Annotated in this window: 16 protein-coding genes and 1 pseudogene; 11 read left to right on the forward strand and 6 right to left on the reverse strand. The window is 71.4% G+C overall.

Going from position 1 to position 21278, the window contains the following annotated elements:
* The first annotated feature begins 249 nt into the window (after positions 1–249).
* A complete protein-coding gene (locus ACY34J_RS17790; RefSeq protein WP_462727565.1) occupies positions 250–633 on the forward strand; it encodes a DUF6349 family protein in 384 nt (127 codons plus the stop codon).
* Here the strand turns inward: ACY34J_RS17790 and ACY34J_RS17795 are convergent.
* Positions 627–872 carry a Txe/YoeB family addiction module toxin gene (locus tag ACY34J_RS17795; RefSeq protein ID WP_462727571.1) on the reverse strand — a complete coding sequence of 82 codons (246 nt, stop codon included), beginning with the start codon at positions 870–872 and terminating at the stop codon, positions 627–629. The two genes, ACY34J_RS17790 and ACY34J_RS17795, sit on opposite strands and share 7 nt — an antisense overlap.
* Positions 873–1057: 185 nt before the next feature.
* Between ACY34J_RS17795 and ACY34J_RS17800 the strand changes: the two genes are divergently transcribed.
* The 4 genes from ACY34J_RS17800 to ACY34J_RS17815 are packed head-to-tail and all read left to right on the forward strand — an operon-like array spanning position 1058 to position 9286.
* Entirely contained in the window at positions 1058–2686 is a 1629-nt protein-coding gene (locus ACY34J_RS17800) for a TIGR02677 family protein (RefSeq protein WP_462727564.1), read from the forward strand.
* Complete coding sequence (locus tag ACY34J_RS17805) at positions 2683–3927, forward strand: TIGR02678 family protein (protein ID WP_462727563.1); 1245 nt, start codon at positions 2683–2685, stop codon at positions 3925–3927. Before ACY34J_RS17800 ends, ACY34J_RS17805 begins: the two co-directional genes overlap by 4 nt.
* Positions 3924–8039, forward strand: a complete 4116-nt coding sequence (locus ACY34J_RS17810) for a TIGR02680 family protein (RefSeq protein WP_462727562.1) — start codon at positions 3924–3926, stop codon at positions 8037–8039. Before ACY34J_RS17805 ends, ACY34J_RS17810 begins: the two co-directional genes overlap by 4 nt.
* On the forward strand, positions 8018–9286 hold the full coding sequence (locus ACY34J_RS17815) for a TIGR02679 family protein (protein ID WP_462727561.1): 1269 nt from the start codon (positions 8018–8020) through the stop codon (positions 9284–9286). The genes ACY34J_RS17810 and ACY34J_RS17815 overlap by 22 nt, the downstream gene beginning before the upstream one ends.
* 83 nt (positions 9287–9369) lie before the next feature.
* Here the strand turns inward: ACY34J_RS17815 and ACY34J_RS17820 are convergent.
* A pseudogene (locus tag ACY34J_RS17820) lies at positions 9370–9633 on the reverse strand (MerR family transcriptional regulator); the annotation flags it as partial.
* A 16-nt stretch (positions 9634–9649) separates the two neighbouring features.
* On the opposite strand from ACY34J_RS17820, the gene ACY34J_RS17825 reads away from it, so the two are divergent.
* The gene (locus ACY34J_RS17825) at positions 9650–9949 is read left to right on the forward strand and encodes a hypothetical protein (protein ID WP_462727560.1); all 300 of its coding nucleotides are present in this window, start codon (positions 9650–9652) and stop codon (positions 9947–9949) included.
* On the opposite strand, the gene ACY34J_RS17830 is transcribed toward ACY34J_RS17825, so the two are convergent.
* Positions 9950–11029: a PP2C family protein-serine/threonine phosphatase gene (locus tag ACY34J_RS17830; RefSeq protein WP_462727559.1), complete on the reverse strand. Its 1080-nt coding sequence runs from the start codon at positions 11027–11029 to the stop codon at positions 9950–9952.
* A 746-nt stretch (positions 11030–11775) separates the two neighbouring features.
* On the opposite strand from ACY34J_RS17830, the gene ACY34J_RS17835 reads away from it, so the two are divergent.
* The 4 genes from ACY34J_RS17835 to murJ all read left to right on the forward strand — a co-directional run bounded on the left by ACY34J_RS17835 (position 11776) and on the right by murJ (position 17067).
* Positions 11776–12822 carry a YVTN family beta-propeller repeat protein gene (locus ACY34J_RS17835; RefSeq protein WP_462727558.1) on the forward strand — a complete coding sequence of 349 codons (1047 nt, stop codon included), beginning with the start codon at positions 11776–11778 and terminating at the stop codon, positions 12820–12822.
* Between the two features lie 421 nt (positions 12823–13243).
* Positions 13244–14923 carry a UDP-N-acetylmuramoyl-L-alanyl-D-glutamate--2,6-diaminopimelate ligase gene (locus ACY34J_RS17840; RefSeq protein ID WP_462727557.1) on the forward strand — a complete coding sequence of 560 codons (1680 nt, stop codon included), beginning with the start codon at positions 13244–13246 and terminating at the stop codon, positions 14921–14923.
* A gap of 199 nt (positions 14924–15122) precedes the next feature.
* Positions 15123–15386: a hypothetical protein gene (locus ACY34J_RS17845; RefSeq protein WP_462727556.1), complete on the forward strand. Its 264-nt coding sequence runs from the start codon at positions 15123–15125 to the stop codon at positions 15384–15386.
* Between the two features lie 70 nt (positions 15387–15456).
* Positions 15457–17067: a murein biosynthesis integral membrane protein MurJ gene (gene murJ, locus ACY34J_RS17850; protein WP_462727555.1), complete on the forward strand. Its 1611-nt coding sequence runs from the start codon at positions 15457–15459 to the stop codon at positions 17065–17067.
* Here murJ and ACY34J_RS17855 read toward each other — a convergent pair.
* Positions 17013–17930, reverse strand: a complete 918-nt coding sequence (locus ACY34J_RS17855; protein ID WP_462727554.1) for a glycosyltransferase family 2 protein — start codon at positions 17928–17930, stop codon at positions 17013–17015. The two genes, murJ and ACY34J_RS17855, sit on opposite strands and share 55 nt — an antisense overlap.
* 56 nt (positions 17931–17986) lie before the next feature.
* On the reverse strand, positions 17987–19423 hold the full coding sequence (locus ACY34J_RS17860; RefSeq protein WP_462727553.1) for a UDP-N-acetylmuramoyl-tripeptide--D-alanyl-D-alanine ligase: 1437 nt from the start codon (positions 19421–19423) through the stop codon (positions 17987–17989).
* Positions 19424–19772: 349 nt separating this feature from the next.
* On the opposite strand from ACY34J_RS17860, the gene ACY34J_RS17865 reads away from it, so the two are divergent.
* Positions 19773–20627, forward strand: coding sequence for a substrate-binding domain-containing protein (locus ACY34J_RS17865; RefSeq protein WP_462727570.1), 855 nt, complete (start codon positions 19773–19775; stop codon positions 20625–20627).
* A 152-nt stretch (positions 20628–20779) separates the two neighbouring features.
* On the opposite strand, the gene ACY34J_RS17870 is transcribed toward ACY34J_RS17865, so the two are convergent.
* Entirely contained in the window at positions 20780–21097 is a 318-nt protein-coding gene (locus tag ACY34J_RS17870) for a hypothetical protein (RefSeq protein WP_462727552.1), read from the reverse strand.
* Positions 21098–21278: the final 181 nt, after the last annotated feature.

The following is a 21278-nucleotide window of genomic DNA, read 5'->3' on the forward strand; positions in this document are numbered from 1 at the left end:
CTACTAGTCCCGGCTACGCCGCACGCCTCCATGCGTGCGCGCGTCGGACGGTCTCATGAGTTTCCACGGACGTACCTCTGTGCAGCTCACGAACCTGTACCCGGGTCTCACGACGAGACCGCCGGCTCGCGCCACGTCATGCGCGTGCAGCAGCGCACGGACCGGTCCTGCGGCAGCCGGTCGCGCTGGTGCTGTCGCAACCCATGAACATTTCGATTCGGTGGCCAGCGCCCGCTGCCTCCCGAACGGGTGGACGAACGCTGCCCATTCTCGCGAACAGAGCCAGGCAAAGCCGTCGAGGACGCCCACGACCACACCCACCCCGGGTGTCGCACGCTGCCTCCGCTCCCCGAACCCAGAGGCCGGCAGTGGCTCACCCACGCAACCCCCTCTACCCCCGAGAACTGGTTCGACAACGGCGGGCCGATCCGAAGCATCCGTGTAGGGAGCCCGAAGCAGCACAAGCCAGGGGCCGCGCCGGGCGGCGGCTACGACCTCGCTGTGCTGCCTCCAAAACGGGAACGTCCTCGACCCCGAGCTGTGAAGGGGGTGCGGGCCCGGTGCCCGCTCACCGCGTGCCGGGCGGCGCTTCTCGGTCTGAGGCCGATCATGTGTACACACTGGTGTCAGTAGTGGTACCGGGCCTGGACGATGATCAACTCGCCGTCGGTCGGCTTGTACACGAGTCGGTGGGTGTCGTCGATTCTCCGGGACCAGTAGCCCGACAGGTCACCCTTCAAGGGCTCCGGTTTGCCGATGCCCTTGAAGGGATCGCGCATGGTGTCGTCGATCAGCTTGTTGATGCGCTTGATCATCTTGCGGTCGGTCTCGGCCCAGTGGTAGTCGTGCCAGGCGTGCGACTTGTACAAGATGTCGTACGAGTCTTATCGGCGTCCACTGAACGCCCAAGGCTGCTGGAAGGGTGGCGGTCGAGTTCATGTCGCGGTTCGGCGGCCGCATGCCCGTCTCCACTCCGTGGAGCCTGGCTCGGTATCTCGGTGTGAAGGTCAGGCCTCGGTTTCGCGGTGGGATCCGGGTCGAAGACAATGTCGGCACGATGACGTCGCAGCCCGCCCATCCCGACCGTGCTGATCCCCGCTCCGCTGGACGCTCCCCGGGATCCTCAAGCAACCCCTCGTACGCGCCGTTCGCGCACCTCACCGCACCCAACAGCGCCCTCTACCGCGACGTGATGAAGACGTTCCTGGCCGCCAAGGAGCGGTTCGCGGTGCATCTGCGGCCCGAGGACGTGCACGCGGCGCTGCCCGTGGAACGGCGGCCGGCCGGCCCGGACGCCGTGGTCAAGGCGCTGGACAGTCTCGTCGAGTGGGGCAATCTACGGGCGGATCCGGACACGTCGCGGGTCACGGCGGTCGAGGACTTCTACCGCAAGCGGTTCATCTACCAGCTCACGCAGGCCGGCGAGGCTGCCGAGCAGGCGCTGTCCGCGTACGACGAGGCGCTGGGGCGGCGCGGCGCGCTGCAGGCGGTGGCGCTGCACGACATCGTCACTCAGCTGCGGGCCCTGCTGGTGATCGCCGCCGAGCAGGAAGAGCAGGAGGCGGGCGAGCCGGACGCGGCCAAGGTGCACCTGGCGCTGTCCACGCTGACCGGCCGGTTCGAGGCGCTGGCCGAGAACGCGCGGGCGTTCATGGGGTCGCTGCAGCGCACCATCGACCTGCACGGCGTCGAGGTGGAGGTGTTCCTCGCCTACAAGGACCGGCTGATCCAGTACCTGGAGCGGTTCATCCAGGACCTGATCACTCTCGGCGGGCGGATCGCCCTGCTCATCGGCGAGCTGGAGGAGCGGGGGCGGGTCGGTGCGCTGCTGCGGCTTGCGGCGGCGCGGGAGGCGGCCGACGCCGCCCCGGACGAGGCCGAGACCGCCGAGGCGCGGGCGTACGCCCGGTGGGCGGCGAAGTGGGCGGGCCTTTCCGCCTGGTTCGTGTCCGTCGGCGACCGCGAGTCCCAGGCCCGGCTGCTGCGCGGTCGCGCCCTTGGAGCGATCCCGCAACTGCTCTCCGTCGTACGGCAGTTGAACGAGCGGCGGGCTGGGCGTTCGGACCGGTCGGCGGACTTCCGTACCCTGGCCCGCTGGTTCGCCGAGGCCCCCGACGACGAGGCGCGGCACCGGCTGTGGCGCGCCGGTTTCGCCCTGTACCCCGCCCGGCATCTCACCGTCGACGCCGACACCCTCGCCGACCGCACGGCCCGTCCGGTGGCCGCGTCCACCCCGTGGGCCGAGGCCGAGCCGCTGCGGATCAGCCCGCAGCTGCGCCGCACCGGCAGCTACGAGCGGCGCGGCAAGCCCCGCAGGGTGCAGGACCGCTCCGAACAGCGGCGGCAGCTGGCCGAGCTCGCCGCCAAGCAAGCGGAGGAGACCGCCGCCGCCCGCGCCCGGCTGGCGACGGACGGCACCACCCGGCTGTCCGCGCTGGGAGAGCTCGACCCGATGGCCTTCGGCCTGTTCCTGCGGCTGCTCGGCGACGCCCTGGCGACCTGGCGGCCCGGCATGACGACGACCGCCACCACCAGCAACGACGGCACGATGGAGATCCGGCTGACCGCGCTCACGGACGGGACGACCGCCGAGATCCGCACCCCGGGCGGGGTGTTCCGCGGCCCCGACCACCTCGTCGAGATCATCGACCTGACCGCGGGCAGCCCCGCACGGGAGGCGCGATGACCACGCCCCTGGGCGAAGTCCTGGACGGGCGACGCACCGCCGAGTTCCACAAGGCTGCCCGTGCCCTGCTGAAGGAGCCGCTGCTGCTCGCGCACGGCCCGGACGCCGACGCCTACCGCCTGGTGCGGCAGTACGCCGCCGAGCTGCGCGACTGGTTCGACCGCAACACCGGCTGGTCGCTGCGGGTGGACGCGGAGGCCGCCCGGCTGCGCAAGACGCCCGGCACCCTCGCCGACGCCACCCACCCGGCGCGCGAGGCGTCCCGCGCCGGTGCGCCGTTCACCCGCCGCCGCTATGTGCTGCTGTGCCTGGCGCTCGCCGCTCTGGAGCGCGGGGAGGCACAGATCGCGCTCGGCCGCCTCGCCGAACAGGTGGTGCTCGACGCCGCCGATCCGCACCTGGCCGCCGCCGGGATCGAGTTCACGCTGGAGCGGCGCGACGAGCGCCTGGACCTCGCCGCTGTCGTACGGCTGCTGCTGCGCCACGGCGTACTGCGGCGGGTCGCCGGAGACGAGGACGCCTACGTCAGCGGGACGGGCGACGTGCTCTACGACGTCCAGCGCCGCGTCCTCGCCGGACTGCTCGCCGCCCGCCACGGCCCGTCGACCATCACCGCCGACACCTTCGAGGAACGGCTGAACCAGCTCACCGCGGAGAGCGCCCTGGACAGCGACGAGCTGCGGTTCCGGGCGATCCGCCAGAAGCTCACCCGCCGCCTCCTCGACGACCCGGTGCTGTACTACGACGAGCTGACCGACGAGGAGCTCGCCTACCTGACCCGCCAGCGCGCCTTCATCACCACCCGCGTCAGTGAACTGACCGGCCTGGTCGCGGAGGCGCGCGCCGAGGGCATCGCCATGGTCGACCCCCAGGACGACCTCACCGACGTACGGATGCCCGAACAGGGCACCCACGGGCACGTCACCCTCCTGCTCGCGGAGCGCCTCGCGGCGGCGGGCGGCGAGCTGAGCCGCGCGGAGCTGGAGCGCCAGGTGCGGGCACTGGCCGTCGAGCACGGCGGGTTCTGGTCCAAGAGCGCCAAGCAGCCCGGCGCGGAAGGGGAGCTGGTGGAGCAGGCGCTGGCCAAACTGACCGCACTCGCTCTGGTCACCCGCACGCCCGGCGGCGTGGCTCCGCTGCCCGCGCTCGCCCGGTACGCGGTCGGCGAGACCGTCGTAGCAGAGCCGGGCGCACGTACCCCCCGACGAAAGACCTCCCAGCGAAAGGCACCACCGCCGTGACCGCCCTGCCCCAGCCCGCCCCCGGCCGCTGGCGACCGCTGCGCGTCGGCCTGGTCGACCTCTTCTACTACGACACCGAGGAGTTCTGGTTCCGCGACGGCCGGCTGCTGCTGCGCGGCAACAACGGCACCGGCAAGTCCAAGGTCCTCGCCCTCACCCTCCCGTTCCTGCTGGACGGCGACCTGTCCGCGCGCCGTGTGGAGCCGGACGCCGACCCGGGCAAGCGGATGGAGTGGAACCTGCTGCTGGGCGGGGAGCATCCGCACCCCGAGCGGCTCGGCTACACCTGGATCGAGTTCGGCCGCATCGACACCGACACCGGGCAGGCCCACTTCCGCACGCTCGCCTGCGGGCTGAAGGCGGTCGCGGGGCGCGGCATCGCCCGCCACTGGTACGCCGTCACCGACCAGCGCATCGGTGCGGAGCTGAGCCTGCTGGACGCCACCGGCACGGCGCTGTCACGGGACCGGCTCGCGGACGCGGTCGCCGGGCGCGGCATGGTGTACGACACGGCCACGGCCTACCGCAGAGCGGTCGACGAGGCGCTGTTCGGGCTCGGCGAGTGGCGCTACGCCGCCCTGGTCGACCTGCTCATCCAGCTGCGCCAGCCGCAACTGTCGAAACGGCCCAACGAGACCGCGCTGTCCCGGGCGCTGACCGAGGCGCTGCCGCCGATGGACCAGGCCGTCGTCGCGGACGTGGCCGAGGCGTTCCGGTCCCTGGACGAGGAGAAGGAGGAGCTGCGGGCCGCCGCCGAGGCGGAGCGGGCCGCCTCCGCGTTCCTGGACCACTACCGCCGCTACGCCCGGGTCGCGACCAGGCGCCGGGCCCGGCTGCCCCGCAGCGAGCACGCCCGTTACGAGCAGCTGCACCGCGACCTGGCCCAGGCCCGTGCCGAGCGGGAGGAGGCGGAGCAGGACCGGGCGGCGGCCGCCGAGCGGATCGCCGAGCTGGAGGAGACCGCCACCCGTCTGAAGGCGCAGGAGGCGGCCCTGCGCGAGGGCCCCGAGATGCGCAGCGCCCGGGAGCTGGAGCAGGCGGCGGCCGATGCGCGCCGCACCGCCGAAGACTTGGCCCGCGCCGAGGCCGACCGGGACGAGGCGGCCCAGGCGCACACCCGGGCGCTCGGCCGCCTGGAGACGGCCCGGCGACGCCTCGAAACGGCCGAGGAACGGGTCGCCGACACGCTCACCCGCGAGCGGGAGGCGGCAGCCGCGGCCCGTCTCGACGGCGAGCTGCGCACCGACGGCGTACCGGAGGCCGAACTGCGGCGTACGGCCGAGGAGTCGGTGGCCCGCAGGCGCCGCACCGTCGAACACGTGGAGGAGCTGACGGCCCGCGCCGCCGAGGCCGCCGCCGAACGCCGCGCCGCCGCCCGCAGGCTGGACGAGGCCGAGACCGAGGTGGGCCACACCGCCGGGCGACAGGCCGAGGCCGAGGAGCGGGCCGCCGAGGCGGGCCGGGACCTCGTGGCCCGCGTCCGCGCGCATCTGGACGCCTGCCAGGAGCTGGCCGTTGCCGATCCGGCCGGGCTGCTGGACGGTCTGCAGCACTGGGTCACGCACTGCCAGGGTCCGTATCCGGCGCGGGAACGGGCAGGCGAGGTCCACCGTGAGCGGGCGGCACACCTGGCCGACCGCACGGCCGCTCTCGGGCAGGAACTCACCGGCCTTGGGGCCCGGCGCGCCGAGGCCGAGCGGGAACTGGCCGACCTGGAGGCGGGCGGCCAGCGCGGCCCCACGGCGCCGCACACCCGTACGCCCGGTGTCCGCGACCAGGCGCCGGGGGCGCCGCTGTGGCGGCTGGTCGACTTCCGCGAGCACGTCCCGGCCGGCGAACGGGCGGGCCTGGAGGCCGCGTTGGAGGTATCCGGTCTCCTGGACGCCTGGGTGCGCCCGGACGGCACCGCCGTCCACGCGGACGGGCACGACGTTCTGCTGTCGCCGGGTGCCCGACTGGAGGGCCCGACGCTCGCCGACGTGCTGCGGCCTGCCGTCGACCACGGCGACCCACGGGCCCTGGCGGTGGGCGAGGAGACCGTCTCCCGGCTGCTGTCGGCCGTGGGTCTCGGCTCCGGCGGCCCGGGTGACACCTGGGTGGCGGCCGACGGCCGTTACCGCGTCGGCGCGCTGACCGGCAGTTGGTCGAAGCCGACGGCCGTGTACGTCGGCGAGGGCGCCCGCGAGGAGGCGCGCCGGGCCCGGATCGCCGCTCTGCGCGACGAACTCGCCGCCCTGGCGGACGACATGGCCCGGCTCGACGCCGAGCACGCCGCCGTGGACCGGCGCCGCAGCACCCTGGACGCCGAGCTGGCCGCCCTTCCCGACGAGGCCGCCCTGCGGCACGCGCACGCGCTCGCCGCCGCGGCTGCCGATGCCACCCACCGGGCCCGGGTCCGGCGCGACGAGCGCGCGGCCGAACTGGCGGCGGTGACACGGCAGGAGGCCGAGGCCGCCACCGAACTCGCCGAGACCGCCGCCGCGGTGAACCTGCCCGCGGACCGGGCGGGCCTGGCCGCCGTCCGCCAGGCCCTGGCCGACTACACCGCCGTCCTCGCCGCCCTGTGGCCCGCCCTGCGGGAACGCGCCGACGCGGCGCGTTCCCTGGCCGACGAGCGTACCGAGACGGAGCGGGCGGGTGCCCGGGTGGCCGAACTTTCCCTGCGCGCCGAGGAGTCCGCCCGGCTCGCCGCCGCCGCCGACGAACGCCACACCACGTTGCGCTCCACCGTCGGCGCCGCCGTCGCGGAGCTTCAGCGACGCCTGACCGAGACCGCCGAGGCGCTGGCCTCCTGCGAGCGCGATCAGCGGCAGACCCGCGAGGACCACACGGCCGCCGACCGCCGCGCCCACCGTGCCCAGGGGCACATCGAACGCCTGGAGGTGGACGTACGGGAGGCGACCGCGGCCCGCGCCGAGGCCATCGCCGCCCTCCAGCGTTTCGCGGCCACCGGCCTGCTGTCCGTCGCCCTGCCCGAGGCCGCCGTGCCCGCGCTCGACGCCGGGCCGTGGGCCGCCACCCCGGCCGTCGCCCTCGCCCGCTCCATCGAGGCGGAACTGTCCGGCACCGACGATTCCGACGGCGCCTGGGAACGCATCCAGAAGCGGCTCAGCGAGGAGTACAAGAAGCTCCAGGACGCCCTCTCCCGCGGTGGTCACAGCGCCTCCGCCCGGATGGTCGAGGACGGCATGGTCGTCGAGATCGTCTATCAGGGCCGTGAGCGGGCTGTCCCCGAACTCGCCGAGGCCCTCGCCGCGGAGGTCGCCGAGCTGACCCGCATCCTGTCCGCACACGAACGCGAGATCCTTGAAACCCACCTGCTCACCGAGGTCGCCGGCACCTTGCAGGAGCTGATCGGCGCCGCCGAGCGTCAGGTGCTGGCCATGAACGCCGAACTTGAGGAACGGCCCACCTCCACGGGCATGAGGCTGCGCCTGGTGTGGCGCCCCTCGCGCAAGGCTCCGGGCGGGCTCGCTCAGGTCCGCGAGCGGCTGCGCCAGTCCGCCGACGCCTGGACGGTGGAGGACCGGGCCGCGGTCGGTGAGTTCCTGCAGGCCGAGATCGCCCGCAGGCAGGCCGACGATACGGCGGGCAGCTGGCTGGAGGTGCTCACCGCGGCCCTCGACTACCGCGCCTGGCACGAGTTCGGCATCGAACGCCACCAGCACGGCAAGTGGGTCCCGGCCACCGGGCCCGCCTCCGGCGGCGAACGCGTCCTGGCCGTGAGCGTGCCGCTGTTCGCGGCGGCCTCCTCGCACTACGCCACAGCCGCCCCGCACGCCCCGCGCCTGGTCACCCTGGACGAGGCCTTCGCCGGCGTCGACGACGACTCCCGCGCGAAGTGCCTGGGCCTGCTGCACGCCTTCGACTTGGACGTCGTCATGACCAGCGAACGCGAATGGGCCTGCTACCCGCAGGTCCCCGGCATTGCCATCGCCCAGCTCTCCCGCGTCGACGAGATCCCGGCGGTCCTGGTGACCCGCTGGGAATGGGACGGCGCCGAACGGGCGCGGGGCACCGAGCCGGGCCACGGACTCCTGTCCCTCCCCGCGCAGGCCGCTGCCCCCGCTGCCGAGAGCCAGGACGCCCTGTGGACCGGAACGACGGCATGAGCGCGCCCCGGCAGCCCCCGGCGCATGTCGACCGCGACCGCCTGGCCCGCCTGCTCGGCGGCCCAGACCTCGCCTGGTTGATCGACCGCGTACGCCGCCGCATGGCACGGGACGAACCCCTCACCGGCCCGGTCACCCTGAGCGCCCCCACCGCCGGGCAACGGACCGCCGCCGAACACCTGCTGGGCCGCGCCCCCGGCGCCGGACGTGCGCTGAGCGTCCGTCTCGACGCGGTGGACGCCGTCCTGCGCCGCTCCGGCGTCAGCCCCGACGGCCTCGCGGCAGCCGTCACCGCCCTCACGGGACCTGTCGCCCGGCTGGCCGACGTACGCGAGCGGGAGGAGCAGGCATGGCGGGACGCGTACGAACCCCTCGTCATCCTGATCCGCACGGTCAGACCCGAACTGACGGCATGGGCCGACCGGTTGGGCGGTGACGGTCTCGTACGCCGGCTCGCCCGCAGCCCGCACACGGCGCGGAGACTGCTGGGTAACACCGCAGAGGCCCTGCGCCGGCTGCCCGCCGACCCGGCTGTCTCCCTGCCCGCCTTCGCCGCCACCGCCTTCGGCGACGCCCATGCCCTCGACGACGGCACCCCGCTCGCCACCCTCGTCCTGTCCGGCATCCGCGCCCTGACCGGCTTTCCGGACGGCAGCGGAGCCGAGTGGCGCCGCGAGGCCTGGGCCTCCGCCGGGCTCCTCAAGGACGCCCTGTCCTCCACCGTCCTCACCCTCGGCCTGCGCGGCACCCCCGCCCTCGACTGGGCGGCCGACGCCGGCGAACCCGTTGTGCTCACCCTGCGCCAGCTCACCCGAACTCCGCCCCGCACGGCACCCGGCACTGCGTACGTCTGCGAGAACCCGGCTGTCCTGGCCACCGCGGCCGACACCCTGGGCGCCGCCTGCCCGCCGCTGGTCTGCCTCCAGGGTCAGCCCTCGGCCGCAGCCCTCACCCTGCTGCGCCACCTGCACGCCCACGGAACCACGCTGCGCTATCACGGCGACTTCGACTGGGGCGGTCTGCGCATCGCCTCCGCCCTGCTGCGCCGCGTCTCCTGGCACCCCTGGCGTTACACCGCCGCCGACTACCGCACCGCGGTCGCTGCCACACCCCTGGCCTCGCCCCTGACCGGCACACCGACCACCGTCGCGTGGGACCCGGACCTGCCTGCGGCCCTCACCGAACTCGGCGTGCGCATCGAGGAGGAGACGGTACTCGACGACCTGCTGGCCGACCTCGGCCACTGAGCGAGGGGCGCCGGGTGGGGGCGCCCGTCGCGCGCTCAGGTGTGTCTGTCCTGGGAGTCTCTCTTCGGCTGACGGCCGCAATCTCATCCGCGCTCACGGAGGTACGCCTCCAGTTCGGCGGCCCCGGCCAGCATCGCGCGCCCGCGGGCGGACAGCCGGCCGTGCCAGTCGCGCAGGGTGGCCTCCAGCGGCTCCGGCCCGCCTGCCGCCCGCACCTGGGCGATCAGCGGGGCGATCTGCTCCAGCAGGTAGCCGCCCCGCCTGAGCTGGTGCGCCAGCCGGGAGTCCCGCACGTCGGCCTCGTCGTAGACGCGGTACCCGGTCCGCGGGTCCCGGCGCGGGCGCACCGACTGGGAGCAGATCGTGCTGCTGTACGACATGCTGCTCCACCTCGCGCCATCGCCGGTCGCCCAGTTGCACCGTGCGATCGCGGTCCGCTACGCCACCGGGCCGGAGGCCGCGATGGCCGAGCCGGAGGCGCTGGCCTGGCAGCTGGACCGCTACCACCTCTACCACGCCACCCGGGCGGACCTGCTGCGCGCGCTTGGCCACGGCGAGAAAGCCCGGGCGGCCGACTCCCGCTCGAGCTCACCGCCAACCCCGCCTGCGGGCAGCCTACGCGTCACCGGGCCGTGGTCGCTCGCCTCGGCGGGGGCGCTGTGATCATTGGAGGGACAGGCGCGACGCCTCATGCCGGGATCGTTGATCACTGGGTGTGGGCGTCCGCTGGATCGCAATCAGGGCGGCGTCGTCGTTCAGGTGCCCACCGACGTAGTCGAGGAGATCCCGGCGGAGGTGGTGCAGGAATGCGGCCGGGTGGCTGGCTGTCCAGCCTTCTATGCGCTGGGCGAGTGGGTAGAAGGCGCCGGTGGAGTCGCGGGCTTCGATGACGCCGTCCGTGTATAGCAGCAGCAGGTCTCCGGCCTCGAGCGTGAAGGGGTCGATGTGGTACCTGGGATGTACCAGATTGCCCAGGCCCAGCGGTGGCGCGGGCTGGTAAGAGTCGATCGTTGTGGCATGGCCGTTCCGCACGACGATGGGTGGCGGGTGCCCGCAGTCGATCATGCCTACCGTGTTGCTCTGGTCGGGGATGTCGAGGATCGCGGCGGTGATGAAGGTCTCGCCGGCCTGGTCGGTCTCGCCTGGTTCGGCCAGATTCCAGCACACGCTTCCGTCGAGAAAGGCCACCAGTTCGTCCAGGGCCGCCTGGCGGTGGGCGGCGGCGCGGAACGCACCGAGTAGGAGGGCGGCGTCGCTGACGGAGGTCATGCCTTTGCCTCGCACGTCACCAAGGATCAGGCGGGTGCTGGAGCTGGTGCGGGCGGCTGCGTACAGGTCGCCGCCGATCTGGGCCTCCGCTTCGGCGGCAAGGTAAAGCGAGGCAACCCGCAGCGGTCCGATCTGCTTGGGCAGCGGCCGCAGGACGCCCCGCTGTGCCATCTCCGATACGTACCGTACCTGCGTCAGCTCTCTGGCCCGGCGTTCTCGCAGCACGGTGAAGATCACGACACTCGATCCGGCCAGGATCAGGGCAGCGATCTGCGCCCAGTGGTTTGCTGAGATCAGCTCATCACGATCGCGCAGTATGGCGATGATGACCTGGGCCACTACGGCGAGGGCGGCGACCAGGCCGGTCATCCGCGGGCCGGCGAACGAGGCGGTGATCGCGGGGGCTGCGACCAGCAAGGGACCGAGGTGAATGTACGCGGGCGCCAGAACGTCGATCACCACGATTGTCGCCATCAGTGCTATCGGGATTGCCACCAACGCACGACTTGTTTGTGGGGTCCAGCTGGGCTGGTACATATCTCCTCTCTACACCCGCCGTAGCCGGTACGTGTAGCGAGGGAAGCAGCTGGTCGAGGTCGGGCATTGCGTCCCCGGCAGGATGGCGAGGGCGGCTTCGCGCGCCTGGTGCTGTGCGGCCCCGCGGCTTCGGCACGGCTGAAACGGCAGGGCTGGGAGGAGGCCGGTCATCTCCGGCCGCGCTCTGTCACGCGTTCGGACGCGCAACGCTGCGCTGGGGAACGCGGTGTCCAGTACCGTCTTCCCCGGGTAGTGCATTCTGTGCGCGGAGTCACCGTGGTCCCGCTGTGCCGCTCGCGTTCACTCCAATGGAGCAGCGCCGAGGGCAGGTGGAGCCCTGGTGATCGGAAGCCCCGGCGCGCCTGGGAAGAACCGCAATCGAAGACTGGAGAAATGCCTGTCCCCGCCAGAGGGAACGGTATCGGTGCGATCGCGGGGGGCGCCCCTGCTCCTTACGTTTCTCCGTAGTCAGGGTCTTCCTGAGCGGAGGGATGCGTATGCGCCCAAATCGAACCGCTATCGCCTTGCTGTGCGGTGTCGTGCTCACTCCGTGGATCGTGGTCGCCAGTGGATTGCTCGTTCCGGGGGGCTTCGCCTCAATGCCGTCCGCCGGGCATCGGGGACACATACATGACCACGGAACAGGTGCAGGACGGGCATCGCCCGGCTCCGGGCAGCGACCGGTGGACTCGGCGGACATCTACGCGTTCACCCGTGCCAGGATGCTCAGCCCGGCCGTCGCCAGGGCCCGAGAGCTGGTCTACGTGCCCAACAGCGGCGAGACGGGCATGGGCGGCACGAGCTGGTCGACCAGTAAGGACCGCGACACCGTCACCGTGATCGATCCGAAAACGTTCAAGATTGTCGACCATTTCCACGTCGGTGGCATGCCGCAGCACGTCACTCCGTCCTGGGACCTCAAGACCCTGTGGGTCGACGCCAGCAGCCAGGATCAACTCGTTCCGATCAACCCGCGCACCGGCAAGCCGGGCAAGCCGGTCCCGAACGTTGACCAGCCATACAACCTGTACTTCACCCCTGACGGCACTTCCGCTCTGGTGATTGCGGAGTTCCTCAACCGTATCGATGTGAGAGACCCGCACAGCTGGAAGTTGCGGCGGCAGGTCAAGGTGCCGTGCAAGGGAATCAACCATGTCGATTTCTCGGCGGACGGCAGGTATTTCCTCGCCACCTGCGAGTTCACCGGCCATTTGCTGAAGTACGAGACGGCGACGATGAAGCTCAAGGGCTCGCTCGAGCTCGGCGCCCAATCCATGCCCCAGGACGTACGGCTCGGCCCCGACGGGCGGACCTTCTACGTCGCCGGGTTCCATGACGGCGGTCTGATCCCCGTCGACGGGGCCACTCTCCGCCGGGGCGCGACCATTCCCACCGGGGCCGGGACGCACGGGATCTACCCCAGCCGGGACGGCAAGCTGCTGTACGTGGCGAACCGGCAGGCGGGATCCGTCACCGTGGTCAACCCCGCGACGGGCGCGGCCGTGGCCAACTGGAAGATTCCCGGTGGTGGTTCACCGGACATGGGCGGAGTCAGCGCGGACGGCAAACAGCTGTGGCTGTCAGGGCGTAACGACGACGAGGTATACGCCTTCTCGACCACCGACGGCCGCATGCTCGCCCGCATCCACGTCGGCGCCAACCCGCACGGCTTGGCCATCTTTCCCCAGCCGGGCCGTTACAGCCTCGGTCACACCGGCAACTACCGCTGAATCCTCGGCTCGACGTGCGGGCGCCGAGCTCGTCACTTAACGTCGGAGGAGCGCAGAATTCACGCAATCAGCGGATTGCCTTCTTCGGCACCCCGGCCGATCCGACTCGATGCCGCAGGCGTATCTCGGCTCACCAATTCTTCGGTCCCTTTCTGACGATACGGATTCTTCTCCGCAAATCCCGTCGGCTCGATGGAGACGTGAGCATGACTGGTGACAGCACTCGGATCCGAACCTCATTCCCCTGGCTCGGCGGCGCAGGAATGCCGCGGGGCCTTGCCGGGCAAGGGCGGCTTCGACTATCTCGTCCGCACGGTGCGCTGTGCGGCGCCCGCCTTCTGGAGTGCGGTGGGCACCGACATCACCGCGGCACGATCCTCCACGGCGGGCGCGTACCGCATCCCGGTGAGGGCTCGCCGCAGTGAGGCCGGAGGAATTCAGGACCGCAGGCCCGGTATTCGGGTCGGCCGGGGGTGCCCGCTCACCTCACGCCGTCCCCCTGTCGGAACTGGCGGCCGTCTGGCCCGAGACCGAGCGGCGCGGTTCGGACGTCGCCGTTGTGGACTGCACGCACGACAGCAGGCAGGTGGGCCCTGGCTGGCTGTTCTGTGCCCTTCCCGGCACGCACCACGACGGTCACGACTACGCGGAGGCGGCCGTGAAAGCCGGCGCTCGGGCCCTGTTGGTGCAGCGCTTTGTGGATCTCGATGTGCCGCAGTTGCGGGTGCCGAGCGTCCAGTGGGCCATGGGCCCGGTGGCCGCGGCCGTCCATGGGTGGCCGGCCGAGCGATTGTCGCTCGCAGGCGTGACGGGGACGAACGGTAAGACCACGACCTGCTATCTCCTGCATGCCGCGTTCGAGACATGCGGGTGGCGCGCGGGGCTCCTTGGCACGGTCGAGACGCGGATCGGCCGGCACCGGTGGGCGTCGTCGCGGACCACCCTGGCGGCGCCCGACCTCCAGCGGGCCTTCGCCCGTATGCGTAGGGAAGGGGTCCGGGCCGCTGCCATGGAGGTGTCCTCGCATGCCCTCGATCAGCAACGGGTGGGCGGGGTCACCTTCGATGTGGCCGTGTTCACCAATCTCATGGACGAGCACTTGGACTACCACGGCACGATGGAGCAGTACTACTACGCCAAGTCGCTGCTGTTCACCCCGGAGAACTGCCGTCAGGCCCTGGTGTGTGTGGACGATGAGTGGGGTCTTCGACTCGCGTCCCAGACCACCGTCCCGACGACCACATTCGGGCACAACGGCGGGGCTCAGGCGCGGATCACCGATGTCGCCAGTGATCGGCGCGGCACGCACATCGTGCTGCACTGCGCTGACGGGGCTGTCGAGCTGTCGGCCCGGACGGTGGGCACCTGCAATGCCACCAACCTCGCCGCCGCGTATCTCGCCTCTCGGGCGCTCGGGGTCCCACCCGAGCCGGCGGCTTCCGGCATCGGCCGCTGCCCACCCATACCCGGCCGCTCCGAAGTCGTGGATGTCGGCCAGCCGTTCCTCGTCATCGTCGACTACGCGCACACCCCCGGCGCCCTCGCCGCGCAGATCGGCGCCGCTCACGAGCTGGCCGGCCCAGGCGGCCGGGTGCACCTGGTCGTCGGTTGCCGCGGTGACCGGGACCGCTACAAGCGCCCCGACGCCGGACGGGTCGCGGTCGACTCCGACATCGCCATATTCACCAGCGACAGCCCCGGTGACGAAGACCCTCAGGCCATCGTCTCCCAGATGCTCATGGGAGCGCTGGAACGACCGGACCGGCCGGTCATCGTGGAACTGGACCGGGCCGCGGCGATCAACCGGGCCATCGCGATGGCCAGACCCGGGGATGTCGTGCTCATCGTCGGGCGCGGCCATGAGACCACGCAACGCGTGGCGGGCCGCGACATACCACTGGACGACCGTCAGCAGGCTCGCGCCGCCCTCCGGGAGCTGGGCTGGGCCGGTGCCCACCGTAGGACGCGGCGGCCGAAGGCAGAACGCCCGGTAGGCGGAGGCGTCACAAACAACCGAGTGCGTGGCACGACCGGCAGGATCCAAACCCGGCATTCCGGCTCCGCTGACGGGCCGTCGTCCCACCCGTCCGCGCCTCCTTGAGCCTGCCCCGGCGGGGGGTCCTCAGCACATGCGTCGCCTGAACGAGCGCCGTTCCCGTACTCACCGTCCCCTGCCTCCAAGAGAGTTGAGGTCACAGGCGTGTCGCGCAACACACCGTCATCTCCGGCACGGGAAGACTTCCCCGCATCCTCTCCTGTGATGGACGCGGGCCGAGGGATCTGCCGTAACGGGCGCGTGCATGCTCGCCGCGGCGACCACAGTCAAGATCACCCTGGGGATCCTCACTCTGCCCTTCGCGTGGCACGTGCGGCACGACCGGCGCCGCCCGGTGGCCGCCGCAGCAGGCGGTGCCGCGGTGCTGGTGGTCGCCTACGGCCTCACTCCGCACGCGGTTCTCAACGTGGCGCGGGTCGGCGGGGAGGCCGCCATCGGCTCGCCATGGCCGTTGCTGTCCGTTCCCCAGGCCCGCCGCATGGCCTTGCTCGACCGATGGCGGAGGTGAACGCCGGATGACTGCCTGTGCGTTTCTCCGGACTGCATGGCGTGCGAACCGCCGTGGGCCGGAGCTGACCATGGCCGTCGGCACGGCGCTGTCCCGGGTGACCGGGCTGGCACGGGTCTTCGCCCTGTCCTATGCGCTCGGCGTCACCCCGTTGGCGGATGCGTACAACCTCGCCAACACCACCCCCAACATGATCTACGACCTGGTCCTGGGTGGCGTGCTGTCCGCCACGCTTATCCCGGTGTTCGCCGCGCGACTGCGCCAAGACCGGGACCCGGCGGCGACACATCGGCAGGACGGGGACGCGTGGGCGGCCATGTCCGCCGTGGTGACCGTCTCCGCGGTCGTGCTGGCCCTCGCCACAGCTCTCGTGGCGGCTACGGCCGGGCTGCTGGTCAGCGGCTACACCCTGGCCGCCCCGGCGGCCACCGCGGGTTCAGAGCGCGCTGTTGCCGTGCGCCTGCTGCAACTGTTCGCTCCGCAAGTATTTCTCTATGGCGTGATCGCGATGGCCACCGCCGTACTGAACACCGTACGCAGGTTCGCGCTGGCGACGTTCGCCCCGATCGCCGGCAACCTGGTGCTCATCGCCCTCCTGCTCATGGTCGCCGACTACGTGCGGCACATCTCGATCGACCGGGTACTCCACGAGCCGGCGCTTCTGGCGGTCCTCGGACTGGGCACGACAGCCGGTGTCGCGGCACAGGCCCTCATCCTGGCGGTAGGGCTGCGGCGGGCGGGGGCCCGGTTGCGCTGGCGATGGGAGCCGCGGCACCCCGCCGTACGGCAGGTGGTCGGCCTGTCCGGATGGACGTTCGCCATGGTCGCCGCCAACCAGGCGGCCCTCTTCGCTGTGCTGCTGTTCGCCAACAGCCGGTCCGGCGGGGTCAGCGCCTACACCTACGCGTATGCGTTTTTCCAGCTGCCCTTCGGGATGGTGGCGGTGTCCATCACCACCGCCCGGCAACCGTCCTGGGCGGCCGCCTGGGCGGCCGGAGAGGTCCGAGACCTCCGCGAGCAGGTGGCCTCCGGTCTGCGCCTGCTCATCACGCTCATGGTGCCGATCGCCACCGTTCTGGCCGCGCTGGCCCACCCCCTGGTGAGCCTTCTGCTCGGACATGGCGCCACCAGCGCGGCCGGCGCCGCGATGACCGCCCAGGTGCTGGCGGTGCTGGCCCTCGGCCTGCCGGGATTCTCCGCCTACCTGTACTTCATCCGCGTCTTCCAGGCGCTGCAGGACCTCCGTTCGGCCTTCGTGCTCTACCTGCTCAACAACGGGCTCACCGTGGTCATGTCGCTGGCCCTGTACCGCCCGGCCGGCGTGCAGGGCATCGCCGCGGCCGTCGCCGTGAGCTACACCATCGCCGCCATCGCCGCTGCCGCGATGCTGCGCCCACGACTCGGCACGGACCCGGACGAGCCGCCGATGATGCCGGCCCGCGCGCTGAGCCGGTCCGTGGCGACCAGCCTTCCAGCGGGTGTGCTGGCCTGGCTGACCGTACGGTGGACGGGTGCGCCGACCGGCATGTCGGCACTGCTTCCCCTCCTCGGTGGTGCGGCAGTCGCGGCCGTCGCCCTGCCTGTCTGCTGGGGCATGGCCGTGCGGTCTCCGGCCACCCAGCCGCCTCAGACGCCGCGCAGTCGGCGTACGACCCGGCCGCCGAGGAACGGCGCGAGGTAGATCACGACCGCTCCGGGCACATACCGGACCAGACCCGCCAGCCGCAGTTCGCGCACCACCCGCCGGACCTGGCCAGACTGGCGGTTCAGCACGAAGGCGACGGCGAAACGCAGATGATGCCAGGCCAGCACGCGGGCGAAAGCGCCCCCGGGCAACGAGGCACCCGACCGTTCCCGGTCCAGCATCGCGAGCATCCTGCTGTAGAGACGGACCAGGTTCTTGCTGTAACCGGCGGGCTCGTCCCGGTAGATCACCAGGGGGACATCAAGCTTGACGATGTCGCCCAGCTTGGCGCACCGCAGCCACATGTCCCAGTCCTCGGCACCGTCCAGCGCGGGGTCGAACCCGCCGCAGGCCCGGAGCACCTCAGTGCGGACCAGCACGGTGGACGTCTGGAAACGGTTGAGCACCAGCACGTCCCGGTAGCCCATGAGCCTTTCGTCTCCGGCAGCCGCCGCCACGGTGGGTGTGCTCTCCGCGTCCCCGCTGCCGGGAGGCGTACGTACCCAGTCACCGGCCAGCAGCACCGCCGACGGGTGCCGTCTCCAAGCCGTCAACTGCCGCGCCAGCTTGCCCGGCAGCCACACGTCATCGGCGTCCAGGAACGCCACCCACGGCTGCGATGCCTTCGCGATCCCGGTGTTGCGCGCGGCCGATGGCCCCTGGTTGTCCTGCTTGACCAGCAGTACGTCCGGAAACGACGCCGCCACGGACGCGGTGCCGTCCCGCGACCCGTCGTCCACGACGATCACCTGCGCCGGAGGTGGAACCTGACCGAGCGCGGAGGCCACGGCAGCCCCCAGGGTCTTCTCCGCGTTGTAGGCGGCGATCACCACACTCACGGGCGCCACATGGTCCGTCATCGGGCACGTCTCCTCTGTCCTCGGCAGTCCTTCGCCTGAGCCCTCCGAGGGGCTGACTACGTCTGGGCAACCGGCCGTGGGCGCCGGCCCGAGTGCGGGCTGGTAGCCGGCACCGTGCCGGGTTCGGCCAGGCGCCGTGCGGTGTCTTCCAGCCCGGCGCTGTGAGAGCCCTTCACCAGGACCAGATCGCCCGGTTTGAGGAAGCCAGAAAGGAGTTCCAGGGCGGCGTCGCCGTCGGTCACGAGTGCGCTGGTGACGCCGTGCGCTTGCGCCTGATCGTGGATCAGTGCCGCCTCGGCGCCGCCGACAGCGATCAGGTCGGTGATACCCGCCGCAGCGACGCGGCGGCCGAGCTCCGCGTGGTGCGCCTTGGAACCGGTGCCCAGTTCGCCCATCTCGCCCAGTACGGCAACGGTGCGCCGGTGTCCCGCCGACATGGCGACCAGGGCGTTCAGCGCGGCAGCCATCGAATCAGGGTTCGCGTTGAAGGCATCGTTGACGACCGTCACCCCGTCCGGACGCTCGATGACCTCCATCCTGCCCGGAGTCAACTGCCGTGCCGACCTGAGCACTCCGGCGACGTCGTCGAGCTCCGCGCCGAGACTGAGCGCGACGGCGGCCGCAGCGGTGGCGTTGGCGATGTGGTGCTCGCCGTACATGCCAAGCCTCACGGGTGCGCTTGAACCCTCGTGGGCCAGGGTGAACGACGGACGCCCGTTCTGGTCCAGCTCGACATCGGTGGCGCGTACGTCGCCCGCGGTCCGGCCGAAAGTCAGGATTGGTGCCGTGGTCCTGGCTGACATCGCCATCACGTATGGATCGTCAGCGTTGAGCACGGCCAGGCCGTGCGGGGGGAGGGCCTCGACCAGCTCGCCCTTGGCGGCGGCGATGGCTTCCTTGCTGCCGCCGAACTCACCGATGTGGGCGGTGCCCACATTGAGCACCACCCCGACGGTCGGCGGGACGATTCCCGTCAGATACCTGATGTGGCCGGCCCGGCTGGCGCCCAACTCGAGCAGCATGCACCGCGTGCCGACGTCAGCGTGCAGGACGGTCAGCGGCAAGCCGATCTGGTTGTTGTAGGACAACGGGGTCGTCACGGTCGCGCCCATGTTCTTCAGCACTTGGCCAAGCAGGTCCTTGGTACCGGTCTTGCCGACTGAACCGGTCAGCGCGACCACCGCCGGGGAATCCAGCCTCGCCACGACGGCGCGCGCGAGCCTCGCCAGCGCGTCGATTGCGTCCGGAACGACAATCGCGGGCACGCCCACCGGCCGGGTGGCGAGGACCGCGACCGCCCCGGAGGCGACGGCCGCAGCAGCGAAGTGGTGGCCATCGGTGTGCTCGCCGGGCAGGGCGACGAACAGCGAACCGGGCTCCGCGCGCCGCGAGTCGATGACAGCGGGCCGGTCAACCACCGCCCGCGGATCGGGCACGTCGTGCAGCACACCCTCGACAGCCTCGGCGATCTCATCCAGGGTCATCGGGATCACGGCGGCTCTCCACTTCGTCGACACCGGCCAGGGCTGTGAGAGCGGAAGTCAGTGGCTCCCGTGATCCTGCGGCGCATTTCGCCCAATTTTATCTTAGATTGCGGCAAAGTGGTCAGTTGACGACTCTCTGCTGTCCGGCGTACCGATCCTCGACCGCCTCGGAGTGACGACCAGCTGATCCCGCCGGCGGCCGGCACGCTTGCGGTCGCCGTAGTCGTCCGGGCCGCGGGCGCGGCCGAGACGAACCACGGGGCCAGACGTCAACAACCGGTGAACAGTTGCCGACAGCTCTGCGCCGTACGACGCCGGGGGTGCCCACGTCTCTCTCACCAGCAACGACACCGCCCCCCTGGACTGCGCCAAGGGCAAGCTCACCCTCACCGGGTCGACCGCCTTCGCGCCCGTCCTGCACGAAGCCGCGCACGCCTACAAGTCCACCTGCCCGGGAGCCGGCTTCGCCCTCGATACCCGCGGGAGTGCCCAAGGTGTCGTGGCCCTGGATCAGGCAGGGCGCAAGAAGGGCTCGGCAAGCCTCGATCAACTCGCGTTCTCCGACGGCCCCAAGGGTGGCCGGTATCCGCAACTGCTCCCGCGCCCCATCGCCTTCTCCCTGTTCACCCTGGTCATCAACAAAGAGGCCGGCGTCCAGGACCTCTCCCTGGAGCAGATCAGACGCGTCTACCAAGGGCGTATCACCAACTGGAAGGACATGGGCGGGAACGATCTGCCGGTGCGACTCATCAGCCGCTATTCCAACTCCGGCACTCGGAAGACCTTCGAGCAGAAGATCCTCGGCGGCAGCCGGGAGCCCGGTGACACCTCCGACGACTGTCTGAAGACAGCACACGGCGCCAAGCGCGGCGTCGTACGCTGCCAGCGCGGCTCCACCAGCGAGGTACTGGACACCGTCTCCAGTACTCCCGGAGCGCTCGGCTACAGCGAGGTCGGTGCCGCCTCCGGCCGCCGGGACGTGCTGCGGGTGCTCATCAACGGCCACCCGGCCACCCTGGAGGGAGCCGACCACGGCGCCTACCCCTTGTGGCAAACCGAATACGCCTACACCTACGGCGAGCCTGCCGCCGGCTCCCTGGCCGCCAGCTTCCTGCGCTACCTGACCAACGAGGTCGGCAAGGACATCGTGCGCGCCCACGGCCACCGGCCCTGCGCAGAACTGGAGAACCCCGTTCTGTGCCACCCCGTGTAACCGGGCGGGCGCCACCGATCTCCAGGACGACACCACCGGCACGGTCGCCGGTGTGCACCGCCAGTGGCAGCATCCGCGCTCGGCGGCTCAGCCGCGCATCGACGTGGGTGCGTGCCGCGCTGTCCAGGCCTCGTTACGTCCCAGGCGTGTCCTCAGACGGTGCGCGCGAACAGCAGCGGGAAGCTGCACAGGGCGAAGGCCGTCAGCAGAAGCGCGACGGTGACAGTCAGCAGCCGACGGCGCAGCTGCTCGTAGCGGGCGGTGTACTCGGCCCGTAGCTCGGCGGTGCGCTCTACGACGCGCTGCAGCGTGCGGCGGGCCAGAGCGATGCGCTCCTCGGTGTAGAGGCGGACGACCTCATCGTGCTGAGCGGTGGTCAGCCAGGGCATTCGGGAGGCGAATGCCTCGGCCTCCGCGCGGGCGTTGCTCATCTCCGTCTGCGCCCGTAGATATCCCTCCAGCCGTGCCATACCCACGGCAACCTCGTGTTGGTACGACATCGCAGTGCCTCAGTCCCGATCTTTGCCCTGGTGTCGCGGCCCCGTGGCACCGATGCCGCTGGCTTGGCTGTTTCTAGCGTCAGAGATCTGGGAGGGAACGCTTTGGCCCATCCGTGGGCGTGGGGAAAGCAGAACGGGCCGCGAGATACGC

The organism is Streptomyces sp. HSS9-12, assembly GCF_054963655.1.

What these genes read in the sequence shown, in the direction of transcription:
- ACY34J_RS17855 (WP_462727554.1), bottom strand. Translation starts at nt 17,930, where the DNA reads ATGACGGACCATGTGGCGCCCGTGAGTGTGGTGATCGCCGCCTACAAC.
- murJ (WP_462727555.1), top strand. Translation starts at nt 15,457, where the DNA reads ATGGCCGTCGGCACGGCGCTGTCCCGGGTGACCGGGCTGGCACGGGTC.
- ACY34J_RS17800 (WP_462727564.1), top strand. Translation starts at nt 1,058, where the DNA reads ATGACGTCGCAGCCCGCCCATCCCGACCGTGCTGATCCCCGCTCCGCT.
- ACY34J_RS17870 (WP_462727552.1), bottom strand. Translation starts at nt 21,097, where the DNA reads ATGGCACGGCTGGAGGGATATCTACGGGCGCAGACGGAGATGAGCAAC.
- ACY34J_RS17830 (WP_462727559.1), bottom strand. Translation starts at nt 11,029, where the DNA reads ATGGCGACAATCGTGGTGATCGACGTTCTGGCGCCCGCGTACATTCAC.
- ACY34J_RS17805 (WP_462727563.1), top strand. Translation starts at nt 2,683, where the DNA reads ATGACCACGCCCCTGGGCGAAGTCCTGGACGGGCGACGCACCGCCGAG.
- ACY34J_RS17845 (WP_462727556.1), top strand. Translation starts at nt 15,123, where the DNA reads ATGCTCGCCGCGGCGACCACAGTCAAGATCACCCTGGGGATCCTCACT.